This window comes from Dyadobacter sp. CY343, from assembly GCF_021390335.1.
Lineage (GTDB): Bacteria > Bacteroidota > Bacteroidia > Cytophagales > Spirosomataceae > Dyadobacter.
Genome location: NZ_JAJUXK010000001.1, coordinates 1,435,329 through 1,448,138 on the forward strand (window position 1 = coordinate 1,435,329; position 12,810 = coordinate 1,448,138).

8 protein-coding genes are annotated in these 12,810 nt (G+C 47.6%); 4 read left to right on the forward strand and 4 right to left on the reverse strand.

What is annotated here, in order from left to right; translation table 11 throughout:
- The first annotated feature begins 21 nt into the window (after nucleotides 1-21).
- Entirely contained in the window at nucleotides 22-1,626 is a 1,605-nt protein-coding gene (odhB, locus tag LZG94_RS05890) for a 2-oxoglutarate dehydrogenase complex dihydrolipoyllysine-residue succinyltransferase (protein ID WP_233790998.1), read from the forward strand.
- A gap of 59 nt (nucleotides 1,627-1,685) precedes the next feature.
- On the opposite strand, the gene LZG94_RS05895 is transcribed toward odhB, so the two are convergent.
- Both LZG94_RS05895 and dtd read right to left on the reverse strand, forming a co-directional pair.
- Nucleotides 1,686-2,012 carry a nucleotide pyrophosphohydrolase gene (locus LZG94_RS05895; RefSeq protein ID WP_233790999.1) on the reverse strand — a complete coding sequence of 109 codons (327 nt, stop codon included), beginning with the start codon at nucleotides 2,010-2,012 and terminating at the stop codon, nucleotides 1,686-1,688.
- Nucleotides 2,013-2,262: 250 nt separating this feature from the next.
- The gene (gene dtd / locus LZG94_RS05900; RefSeq protein WP_233791000.1) at nucleotides 2,263-2,715 is read right to left on the reverse strand and encodes a D-aminoacyl-tRNA deacylase; all 453 of its coding nucleotides are present in this window, start codon (nucleotides 2,713-2,715) and stop codon (nucleotides 2,263-2,265) included.
- Between the two features lie 221 nt (nucleotides 2,716-2,936).
- Here dtd and LZG94_RS05905 point away from each other — a divergent pair, with 221 nt between their 5' ends.
- Entirely contained in the window at nucleotides 2,937-5,357 is a 2,421-nt protein-coding gene (locus tag LZG94_RS05905; RefSeq protein WP_233791001.1) for a cellulase family glycosylhydrolase, read from the forward strand.
- Between the two features lie 13 nt (nucleotides 5,358-5,370).
- Nucleotides 5,371-6,795: an L-serine ammonia-lyase gene (locus LZG94_RS05910; protein ID WP_233791002.1), complete on the forward strand. Its 1,425-nt coding sequence runs from the start codon at nucleotides 5,371-5,373 to the stop codon at nucleotides 6,793-6,795.
- A 10-nt stretch (nucleotides 6,796-6,805) separates the two neighbouring features.
- On the opposite strand, the gene mgtE is transcribed toward LZG94_RS05910, so the two are convergent.
- Both mgtE and rsmA read right to left on the reverse strand, forming a co-directional pair.
- Nucleotides 6,806-8,158 (reverse strand): magnesium transporter, encoded by a 1,353-nt coding sequence (gene mgtE / locus LZG94_RS05915; RefSeq protein ID WP_233791003.1) that lies wholly within the window; start codon nucleotides 8,156-8,158, stop codon nucleotides 6,806-6,808.
- 50 nt (nucleotides 8,159-8,208) lie between these two features.
- A complete protein-coding gene (gene rsmA / locus LZG94_RS05920; protein ID WP_233791004.1) occupies nucleotides 8,209-9,024 on the reverse strand; it encodes a 16S rRNA (adenine(1518)-N(6)/adenine(1519)-N(6))-dimethyltransferase RsmA in 816 nt (271 codons plus the stop codon).
- Between the two features lie 80 nt (nucleotides 9,025-9,104).
- Between rsmA and LZG94_RS05925 the strand changes: the two genes are divergently transcribed.
- Nucleotides 9,105-12,716, forward strand: a complete 3,612-nt coding sequence (locus tag LZG94_RS05925; RefSeq protein WP_233791005.1) for a PAS domain S-box protein — start codon at nucleotides 9,105-9,107, stop codon at nucleotides 12,714-12,716.
- The last annotated feature ends 94 nt before the right edge of the window (nucleotides 12,717-12,810 follow it).

Sequence of the window (12,810 nt, forward strand, 5' to 3'; positions counted from 1 at the left end):
GACAACAAGATTGCAGATAAAATGGCTGAAATTGAAATAAAAGTACCGCCTGTTGGCGAGTCTATCACGGAAGTTACAATAGGGAACTGGTTCAAAAATGATGGTGACTTTGTTAAAATGGACGAAGTTATTTGTGGACTGGATTCAGATAAAGCAACTTTTGAATTGACCGCAGAAGCAGAAGGTACCCTGCACATAAAAGCACAGGAAGGAGATACGCTCAACATCGGTGACCTGATCGCCACGATCGATTCAGCTGCAAACGGAGCTGCCCCTGCTGCTCCCAAGCAAGATGCAAATGCTGCGAAACCCGAAGCTGCCGCGCCAGTTGAACCGGCCGCAGAGAAAGTCGAAGAAAAAGCTGCTGAACCTGCTGCTGCTGCGCAAGCTCCTGCTGGCGGTGGCAAAACATACGAAATGAAAGTGCCCGCAGTTGGCGAGTCAATCACGGAAGTTACCATTGCTTCTTGGAGCAAAAAAGATGGTGACCACGTGGAAGTGGACGAAATCCTTTGCGAGCTGGAATCTGATAAGGCGACTTTCGAGCTTCCCGCAGAAGCAGCGGGAACGTTAAGAATTGTGGGCCAGGAAGGAGATACCTTATCGATTGGTGCAGTTATTTGCACCATCGAGCCGGGTGCAGGCGGATCTGCGGCTTCCCAGCCAGCAGCGCAGCCTTCCGGACAGGCACCAGCTGCCAGCCAGGGCGACAAAGCATATAGTGAAAAACACGCTTCCCCGGTAGCAGCCAAGATCCTTGCTGAAAGAGGCATTGATCCAAAAGATGTAAACGGTTCAGGATCAGGTGGAAAGATAATGAAGGATGATGCGTTGAAAGCCGGCAGCAAGCCAGCCGCTGCGCCTCAGCCTGTAAGTGCGCCAGCCAAACCCGCTGCTGCACCTGCCGCTGCTGCACCCGCAGGCGCAAGATCACAACGTCGCGAGAAAATGTCCTCACTACGTAAAACGATCGCCCGCCGACTGGTAGCTGTGAAAAACGAAACAGCTATGCTTACCACTTTTAACGAAGTGGATATGAAGCCGGTGATGGATTTGCGTAATAAATTCAAAGACAAGTTTAAGGAGAAACACGAAGTCGGTCTGGGCTTTATGTCATTCTTCGTAAAGGCAGTTACGGTTGCATTGAAAGACTTCCCGGTAGTGAATGCGTCTATCGATGGAGAAGAGCTGGTTTATAATGATTTCGCGGATATATCAGTAGCAGTATCAACGCCTCGCGGGTTGGTGGTTCCTGTAATCCGCAATGCAGAGACACTTTCTTTCGCAGCTATTGAAAAAGAAATCGTTCGGCTTGCAGTGCGTGCGCGTGACGGTAAATTGGGCATGGATGAAATGTCGGGTGGAACTTTCACGATCACAAACGGTGGAACTTTCGGTTCAATGATGTCGACACCGATTATCAATGCGCCTCAATCTGCAATCCTGGGAATGCACAATATCGTGGAGCGTGCAGTTGTGGTGGATGGACAGATTGTCGTTCGCCCGATCATGTACGTAGCACTTTCCTACGATCACCGTACAATCGACGGAAAAGATTCAGTGAGCTTCCTGGTTCGTGTAAAACAGCTTTTGGAAGATCCGATGAGATTGTTGCTTGACATGTAATCTTGCAGATATAGTAGTAAAAAAGCCCGATTCGTCGGGCTTTTTTCGTTTCGTACCTGTTACAATAATTTCGGGTTTTGCTTGTGCCGGTCTTTATCCCGATCCGTTTTCTTGGCGATATTCTTTTCCAGCGCCTCGGTTAAATTGATGCCGGTTTGGTTTGCAATGCAGATCAATACCCAAAGTACGTCGGCCATTTCGTCGCCGAGATCTTTACCTAGATCACTTTTCTTGAAAGACTGATCACCGTAGGTCCTGGCCATGATTCGGGCCATTTCGCCTACTTCTTCTGTCAGGATTGTCATATTCGTCAGTTCCGAAAAGTATCGGACACCGTAGGTTTTGATCCATTGATCAACGTCGTCTTGTGCTTGCTGGATTGTCATGTTTTACCGATGTTACGTCGCTCTGCGACTACCTGTGTTGTGTGTCGCGCTGCGACTTACCTATGTTGCGTCGCTCTGCGACTACCTGTATTACGTCGCTCTGCGACTTGCTCTGGTGTGCGGTGTTATGTGTATTTCGTGACCTAAGGCGATCGCTGAGTCGATAGTTTAGTAACTTCCTCCCTTTCCTCCTTTCCTCCTTCCTCTCTTCCTCCCTTCCTCCCTTCCTCCCTTTCCTCCTTCCTCCTTTCTAGACCCTGTTCTTTGAATCAATTACAATCGTCACAGGGCCGTCATTTAGTAGCGATACTTTCATATCTGCCCCGAACTGGCCGCATTGGATTTGTTTACCTGTTTCTTTGGTTAAAAACAGGATCATTTCCTCGTATAACGGAATAGCGATATCTGCTTTTGCTGCTTCAATAAACGAAGGTCTGTTTCCTTTTTTTGTGCTTGCATGTAATGTAAACTGGCTTATCAGCAGGATACTTCCATTCACAGCTTTCAGGTCCAGATTCATTTCGCCCTCCTCGTCTCCAAATACCCTGAGGCCGACGATCTTCTTCCCAAGCCACGCTACGTCCTCACTCGTATCCAGGTGAGTTATTCCAATCAATACTAAAAACCCGGTTCCAATTTCTCCGCTTACTTTTCCGTCAATCGTGACGGATGCGCAGCTGACGCGCTGAACAACTGCTATCATAAAATGCTTATAACCCTGGAATTGTAACATTCAAAAGTAGCCAGTATTCCGGTCACTTAATTCTCCTCAAAGAGCTTTTCAAAATTTTAGGTTTCGACCTAATAATCTCCAAACCGAAAAATAGATGACGAAATAGTTTGAATACTATGATAGAATATATTCTGTTTTTAATGCTACCTTCAATTTGATTTTAATTCTTACATGCTAACATTGAGTGGGTTATGAAAAAATATATGCGCATAGTGACGCTTTTTTTGATATCTAGTTTAACCAATCTTAATCTTTCCTGGGGTTTAGACGTAAGTGGATCCATTACTTCTTCGGGGAAAACCCGCACATTTATTTTTCACGCGCCGGGCACGTCAGTACCGGAGGACCTGCCGCTGCTATTTGTTTTTCACGGCGATAACGGGTCGGGCGCAAATATCAGGAACACGACGGGGTTCAATGCGACTGCCGATGCCAACAATTTTATCGTCGTTTACCCGAATGCAGATACCGACGGCGGTGGCTGGCACCGGGCTATCGACCAAACCAAAGATGCAATATTCACTTCCGACTTAATCGACTATTTCTGCAATACCTATCACATTGACGCTAAAAAAGTATACGCGACGGGACTTTCAGCCGGTGGGTTTATGACCTACAACCTGGCGGTTAACCTACCTGATAAAATCGCGGCATTCGCGCCGGTTGCCGCCAATATGTATGCGAATAATGATAACTATTCCTATTTCAGCAGCGCCAATTTTAAGCCGGTCCCGATCCTGCATATTCACGGTGACACCGATGCGGTCGTCAGTTATCCCGATCCGAATCATACGCCTACGCCATGGAATGAGTGGCCGCTCACGCAATGGTCGTATTACAGCTGCGGCAAAACGACTTACACATTACCGAACGATGCGATCGCGACTAATGTGATGAAACTCAAATTCTGCGTAGGTAATGCGCCTGAGACCAAAGAGGTTTCCATGATCCGGGTCCAGGGAGTAGGTCACGCGTGGCCGGTCACGTCAAACTTCAATCCGAATCAGGCAATCTGGGATTTTGTCAAAGATTACAGCATCGCAGAAGCACCTTCGTGCGCCCCTGAAACTGAGGAGCCGACGCACGCGGAGGGTACAATTCATTCGCAGGGCCGGAATATTCTAGGCCCGTGCGATGGGCAATTCATCCCGATGGGCGTTAATTATTCGCTGGCCGACGACTGGGAGTTTCCGGCTAATATCAACGGAGATCCGACAAACGTCAATGACGAGCTGTCCGCGGAGATCATCAAAGCGAACCCAAACACAGTACGTATTCAATGGTACGCCAACCGGCAAAGTGGCTGGAAAGCGTACTCCGTAGCAGATCTCGATGTGGTGGTAACCCGCTTTCGCAAAGCCGGTATTGTGTCAGTAATTGAATTGCACGATGTGACTTGCTCCAATGATTATTCAAAATTCAATACGGTTGTACTCCCATGGTGGAAACAGCAGGAAGTACTTGACCTTGTTAATAAGCACCGGGGATTTGTGATCGTGAATGTGGCTAATGAATTTGGGAATGTGAAATGGGCATCGAACCAGACGAACGCTTATACTACCTGGCTGGATCACTACAAAAATGTTATTTCTGAGTTGCGGACAGCAGGAATAGAGGTACCGATCATGATCGATGCGCCCGATTGCGGGCAAAGTCTGGATATTGCATTGCAGGCGGGTGCAGCTTTGAAAACGCAGGATCCGCTTGGAAACGTAATCATGAGCGCGCACGGATACTGGTACACCGACAATGCCGTGGCGATGGAAGCCCGGGTTCAGCAAATTGCCAATGCGACTTTTCCTGTTGTTTTGGGCGAAATAGCAAACGTGCAGGATGCCACCGGTCCCTGTTCCGACGCGATTACCAGCTATACTGATCTCCTCCAAAGCTGCAAAAATCACAATGTTGGCTGGCTGGCGTGGACCTGGACAGACGATTGGTGTGAAGGTGTGAATGGGCGCAGGATCAGCCTCGACGGCGATTTTACAAATTTGTCGGTTTACGGGAATACGATCATCCATAACCCAACTTTTGGTCTGGCTGCCAATGCGCAGAAAATGCAGGTTGCCTGTCTGAACGAGCCGCCGCTGCCTGTCCGTCTGGTTTCGTTTGAAGCGAAATTGGAAGAAAATAAAACAGTCAGGTTGACCTGGAAAACCGCAGCTGAAACGGCATTCAGTCATTTTGAGCTGGAAAGGAGCGAGGATGGAATTGATTTTAGCAAGATCATTTCTATCAATTCCGGCCAAAAAGAAGCGGGTGTTAATTATGAATATCTTGATAAAAACCTGGCGGCTGATTCCTACTATTACCGACTCAAAATGCAGGATTTGGACGGTGCTTATGCCTATTCAAAAATAGCATCTGTGAATTTGGGGAAATACAGCACTGCACACGTTTTTCCTTCTCCCGCCAAAGATTATATTGTTATCAGCAGACAGAATTATAATATCCCGGCACAAGTCCAAATATTAAGTCAGTCCGGCAAAGTCACTATATCACGGACTTTGAAGAAAGGCGAAGAAAAAATAAACATCTCAGAACTCAAAGAAGGATTGTACATTGTAACAATCAACGGCCGGGTCGCCGGGAAAGTGATTGTTGACAAGTAGGACGATTGTTCAAATGAAGGAGGAAAGGATTTCGGTTTTTGATATGTTTAAAATAGGCATTGGACCTTCGAGTTCTCACACTTTGGGACCGTGGCGGGCGGCGCAGCGTTTTTTGAATGTGGTTAAAAGTCGCGCGGAGCTTGAAAGTGTACAAATGGTCAATGTGCATTTGTATGGTTCTTTGGCCAAAACAGGAAAAGGGCACGGTACTGATATTGCGGTTATTCTGGGGCTAAGCGGATATGATCCCGTAACCATCGAAACGGCCGCTATTGATCAGATACTCGAAGATATTGCTGCGACAGAGACCACAATGCTGCACGGAGAAATGCAGATCGGCTTTGCTCCGAAAGACCATGTGATCTTCCACAAAAATGAGGCGCTTCCCTTTCACCCAAATGGTTTAAAATTCGTCGCAGACTGTGGTGATAGTGGGATAATTCAAGAAACTTACTTTTCAATTGGTGGTGGGTTTGTGATCCAGGAAGGAGAAAAAGATACTTCTGCGACGCCGGTACACTTACCTTTTCCAATCGATTATGCCGCAGACCTGCTCAAATGGCACAAATCTTCTGGCAAAGCGATCTGGGAAATTGTTTTGGAAAACGAGAAAGTCTGGCGAAATGAAGACGCTATTCGCAGCGAGCTGATGAATATCTGGCGGGTAATGCAGGATAGTATTTTCCTAGGCTGCATTACCAGTGGCGAACTGCCCGGCGGGCTGCACGTAAAACGGAGAGCAGCCGAATTGAACCAAAAACTATTAAAGGAACAAACTTGCATTGACTGCACCGACTGGATGAGCCGGATCCGAAGCGGCGGCGCCGGATTTAATTATACGCTCGACTGGGTCAGTTGTTTTGCATTGGCTGTCAATGAGCAAAATGCATCATTCAGCAGGGTAGTGACAGCCCCCACAAACGGAGCCGCGGGCGTAATTCCCGCTGTGATCCAGTACTGCATCACTTTTTGCGGAGGTGCCGAAGAGGATATTTTCAAATTTATGCTTACCGCGGGAGAGATAGGCAGCATATTCAAAAAAGGTGCGACAATTTCTGCGGCAATGGGCGGCTGTCAGGCGGAGATCGGTGTTTCGTCGGCAATGGCGGCGGCTGGATTAGCCCAGGTTTCGGGCGGAACGGTGGAGCAGTGCCTGATGGCGGCGGAAATTGCGATGGAGCATCATCTGGGACTTACGTGCGATCCGGTGGGTGGTTTGGTGCAAATTCCTTGCATTGAACGAAATACAATGGGCGCGATCAAGGCGATCACTGCCTGCCAGCTTGCGTTGCAGAGTAATCCTCAGAATGCGAAAGTGTCACTTGATAATGTGGTTAAAACCATGTGGCAGACCGCGCTGGACATGAACAATCGCTATAAAGAAACCTCGGAAGGTGGCCTGGCAGTGAATATTCCGATCAGCCTGAGCGAATGCTAAATGTGCGATTTTACAAATGCAGCAGCATGTGCGCCAGACCGAAATATACACCGTAACCGATCAGGTCATTGGCCGTTGTAATAAACGGGCCCGAGGCCACAGCCGGATTAATGCCAATTCTTTCCAGTAAAATGGGGGTTATCGTGCCCATAAAGGAAGCAAGGAACACAACCGACATAAGTGCCGTAGATACCACGATCGCCAGATTCAATTCATTGCCTATCAGCAGATTGAATCCAAAAACGATCAGGCTGATGATCATTCCATTGATAAATGCAACTGCAAACATTCTGATCAAACGCTGGCCCACCGTGGTATCAATCCCCGTTTTATCAGCCAGACTTTGCAGAATAATGGAAGAAGTCTGAATGCCCACATTCCCGCCGGTTGAGCCGATAATAGGTATAAATGCGGCCATTGCGGGGATTATTTTAAGATCACCTTCGAAAAAACTGATGAATTTCGCGGCGAGTATTCCTCCCATCATTCCCACTAAAAGCCAGGGAAGGCGCGCTTTGGTTTGTTGCCAGATCGTATCATCTTCCTCTACATCACCAGTAATACCCGCCATTGCAAGCGTATCAGAACTGGCGAGATCGGTGATCACGTCGATCACGTCATCGATCGTAATGCGGCCCAATAACTTCCCCTGCACATTCACAACAGGCAGTGCGTCAAGGTCATAGCGTTGCATTAGTTCCGCTACCTCTACGGCAGGACGGTACGTTTCCACAAAAATCACATCCTTGTCGTACAGACTTTCGATCTTGGTGTTTTTGTGCGCTAATACGATCTTTTTGAGAGATAATATCCCGTGCAGCTTGCCAAAATCGTCCACCACGTACACTGCATACACCTTCCCCACATCCTCTGCCTGCTTGCGCAACTCTTCAATACACTGATTTACATTCCAGTTTACATTCGCTTTTACGAGCTCTTTCTGCATCAAACCACCCGCCACATCTTCATCGTAATGCAGCAGATCAAGGATAAAACGCGCCTGCTCACGGTCTTCCAAAAGGGCAATAACCTCCTCTCTGACACGTATTGGCTGCTCATTCAGCAAATCCACCGCATCATCAGAATCGAAAAGATTGACAAAACCTGAAATTTCCTCGGAAGTAAAAGCCTTCAAAAACTCGCGGCGCTCGTCCGGGTCCATATCAGCCAGGATCGCCGCCCCGGTTTCCAGGTTAAGTTGGTTAACCAGAAATTTCGCGCTCTCCGTTTCGAGCTCGTATACCAAACTGGTAATATCTGCGGGAAAAAGGTTCTCCATCTCGCCGCGGATGGCAACACAATCCTTCTTCTCGATCAGCTCCTGAATATGGTCGACGTATAGTTGTGTTAATTCAAATGTCATTGTCGCAGCTTTTAGCGGGTGGGCGGTTTGCTTTTAGCTTAACTCGATTTCTACGAGGATATTGGATCGTTGGAGAGCGTTTCGGCGATTTTTGTGAGCTCAACAAAGTCGCTGACACTCAGTTGTTCGGCCCGCTTGTCGAGCAGTGGGTGTTCTGGAAATGTGCCTATCGGCTTCAAGGCATTTCTCAGGGTCTTTCGCCTTTGGTTAAAGCCCGTTTTTACAACAGTAAAGAACTTTTTCTCATCGCAATCTAAATGCGTAACCTGATTACGACGCAGACGGATCACGCCCGACTGGACTTTTGGCGGCGGGTTAAATGCGCCCGGCGGCACGGTTACCAGGTAGTCAATATCATAAAATGCCTGCAAAAACACACTCAGGATTCCGTAGTCCTTATTTCCCGGTGGTGAAGCAATGCGTTGCGCAACTTCTTTCTGCAACATGCAAACGATCTCCGGAATGCGGTCCCGGATTTCAAGCGCCCTGAAAAAGATCTGGGAAGAGATATTATAGGGGAAATTTCCGATGATCGCGAAAGGCTCCGAAAAGTGGTCCCCCGGATTGAATTTCAGGAAATCACCTTCAATGATCCGTTCTGAAAGCAGCGGGAAATGTGCGTGCAGGTAGGCAACCGATTCACGGTCAATTTCTATCACGGAGGTGGTAAATTCAGTCTTCGGCAAGAGGAATTGGGTAAGTACGCCCATACCCGGTCCGATTTCCAGAACCTGCTTATAACCGCTGTGGCCAGACAGTCCGTCGGCTATGAGTTGTGCGATATTTAAGTCTTTTAAAAAGTGCTGGCCGAGGTGTTTTTTGGCCCTGACTTTCCATTCATCGGGTTTTTTATAATTCGTTTTCACAGACCAAAATTACGTCTTAATTCGTAGATTTATCGAATAAAGAATTGTAGAGAACCTTAAATATGCCCTGATCCCGAACCATGGAAATGATATTGTCCCAGACTCACTGGCAAACTATACACGCTACACTGCAACACCTTAATTTGATTGGGATTACCTTTTCGCCTGACTTCGTGATCCGAAATATCAGCGCCCACGCACTGATGAAAACAGGCTGGCTGGAATCGGATCTGGTGGGGCAAAGTATATTCGACAGGTTGATCCCGAAGGATGAAGAAGACGAGGTAAGGCAAATGCTGGAAGAGGGTATTCAGGGGAAAAGAAAGCTCGAACAGCGCGAAATTCCCTTTATCGCTCGAAAGGGAACAGTCCGGACTTTTTCTATCAATTCCGTATTAATCCAGCGGGAAAACGATGAGATAGAATGCATTACACTCGTTGGAGATGATATTACCCGGCGGCGGCGCATGGAATCTTCAATCTCCAAATCCAACTCACAATTGCAGGATCTGGTGGACAATACCAGCGACCTGATTCAGCTGGTGGCGATTGACGGGAAGTTCATATTCGTCAACAAAGCGTGGCGCGAAGTGCTGGGTTACGGCCTGGACGAAATCGCGTCGATGCGGATGGAAGATATTCTGCATCCACAGCATAAGGAGGAAGCACTCGTGCAGCTGAAAGAGATTGAGCTAGGCAATCCTAATCCGCGATTCGAGGCTGTTTTTCTGAGTAGGGAAGGGAAAAAAGTGTTTGTGGCTGGAAGTGTGAACTGCCGGTACGATAGTGGGAAGCCGAATGCTTTCAGGTTTATTTTAAATGATTTTACCCAAAAAATACGCGCTGAAAAGGCTCAGAACCTGTATTACAGCATTGCAAACTGGACTGTTACTACCCAGAACCTCGACGATTTTTACCAAAGCATTCATGAAGAGTTAGGAAAGATTATCGATGTTAAAAACTTTTTCATCGCACTCTATGATCCCAGCAAAAGCTTCATTTATTTTCCCTATTACGTTGATCAGTACTTTCAGGGCAATGTAAGATTTACGAAAAGGAAGCTGGGAAATGGGGTAACTGAATATGCGATCGCTTCCAATAAGCCGCTCTTTCTTTCAGACGGAGATATTGAGCAGCTGGCCAAAACCAACAGCCTTTATCTCTACGGAATAACCCCCAAGCAGCTGCTTTGTGTGCCGCTGCGCATTGGGGACAGGGTTACCGGAATAATCGGCGTAAAATCGTACGATGATCCCAATATGTTCGATGCGCGGGACCTGGAACTGCTGGAATTCATTTCCGGGCAGGTGGCGCTCGCGATCGCCAGAAAGCAAAGTGAGGAAGAACTGAGCAAGTATGTAGCCCGGCTGAATGCGATCTTCGATAGCAGTTCACATTTAATTTGGTCGGTGAATAAGTCGCTGCAATTGACTTCTTTTAATAGAAACTATGCTGATCTGATCCAGAACCAACTGGGAGTGAGACCGTCGCTGCAATCGAGTACGGAGAAATTCGGCTGGCGGATGGTGGGCAACAGCAACCGCCGCACGTTGGAAACCAAATACCGTCAGGCACTTAGGGGCGAGGCGCAGTACTTTGAGTTCAAGATCGATCGGAACGACGGCGGGAATATGTGGCTTGAATTTTACCTGAACCCTATTCACTACGCAGATGGCGTGATCGAGGAAGTATCGGGTATCGCCCGGGATATTACCCGGCGCAAGGAAGCGGAATTGTCGCTTCGGCATAGTGAGGAGCTTTTCAGGGGGATATTCGAAAATTTACAGGATATCTATTGCCGGATCAACCGCCAGGGGGAGATCACGATGATCAGCCAGTCGGTGCTGAAAAGGCTGGGATATTTGCCAGAGGAAGTGATCGGGCACAAAGTGCTTGAATTTTTTCAGGATAAAAAACGGATACATTCTGCATTGATCCGGCTTCGGAAAACCAAAAGTCTGCGCAATTTCGAGATCACGCTACCCCGAAAAGACGGTACCGAGCGGCAGTTCATGATCAATATGCTGATGTTTTCCAACGAAAAAGGTAAGCCGACAGAAGTGGCGGTACTTGCCCGCGATATTACCGAGCTGAAACGGAATGAGCTCGAATTGCTGAAAGCGAAAGAGCATGCAGAACGTTCGCTGAAAGTAAAAGAGGGTTTCCTGGCGAATATGAGCCACGAAATTCGTACCCCGATGAACGGCGTGATCGGGATGATCGACCTGTTGGGCGAAACGCCTTTGAATGTAGAGCAACGCGACTACGTGTTGACGATCAAACGCTCGTCGGAAACTTTGCTCAACATTTTAAATGATATTCTTGACCTTTCGAAAATTGAGGCAGGAAAAATGGAATTGCACCAAAGCCCGATTTCGGTCGAGGAGCTTTTGCTAAAACTCGTGTCACTTTTCGGGCAGACTGCAAAGAGCAAAAACAATACGCTTACCTACCATATTGCCGAAGATATTCCACGTTTCATTCTTGCCGACCAAACCCGGCTTTTACAGATACTATCAAATTTAACCTCCAATGCGCTCAAATTCACAGAAAATGGCGCAGTGAAAGTTTTCTTAACACTGTTAAAGAAGGATGGGATCAGAAATAAGATCAAAGTGGAAGTGCAGGATTCGGGAATAGGGATCAGCGCTACTGACAGGCAGATCTTGTTTACTTCTTTTACACAACTAGACAATTCTTCCCGTAAATCGTTCGGGGGAACAGGACTCGGGCTCGCGATTTCGAAGCAGCTTTGTGAATTAATGAATGGAGATATTGGGGTGGAATCGGTACTGGGTCAGGGTAGCACTTTCTGGTTTACATTTGAAACAACTGAAACCACCGGCGCCCTTGTAAGTAACGTCGCGCAGCTGGAAGAGGTACCTATTGAGAACGTATTTGCCAATTATCATCCTACCATTTTGCTGGTCGACGATAATGCGGTGAACAGGAAAGTAGCCAATGAAATCCTGAAAAAGTCAGGCTGTGAAGTGGATCTTGCGGAGAGTGGTTTCAAGGCTATTGAAATCGTGGAGGCACGTTTCAATGCTGGTCAGCCGCTTTATGATATCATTTTTATGGATATTCAAATGCCGGATATGGATGGTGTGGAAACCTCGCAGGAGCTCCGCAAGAAATTCCAGGCACTGCCGCCGATCGTTGCGATGACAGCCTATTCGATGAAGGAAGACCGCGACCGGTTTATCAGTCAGGGAATGGACGATTATATTGCCAAGCCGATCCGCGCGCAGACTTTGGTACAGAAAGTGCGTGAATTAATCGGAAATAAACATCTCGCCAAGCCGGAACCGGTTCAGCTCGCGCCTGTTGCCGAGCCTGTGATTCCTGTTTTGGACAAAGAAATCATCGACCAGCTGAATGGAATAGGAGGCGCAGATCTGGTATGGTCAGTGTTTGAAGACTTCGTTACAGAATCCAATGAGCTCGTGGAAGGGGCGCTCACTGCATTTGCGGCGGGGGATATTCCGACTGTAAAAAGCAATCTGCATACATTGAAAGGAAGTGGCGGAACCGTGGGCGTTTCACAGGTAGCCGAGATTGCGCGCGATGCAGAATGGCGCCTGAAATCTGACGATACGAGCACGCTGGCCGAAGCGCTCCCGGAATTAAAACGGGCGTACGAGCTATTTCTCAGTCAATACGAAGGTTTGCTGAAAAAATGGCTTAAATAGGTGATTGAAACTCGTCGACGTATATGGCTGATTGATCGGTAAAAGTTGGGGCTTCTATCGATTGTGGGGGTTATTTGGGAGTTATAGTTAAACC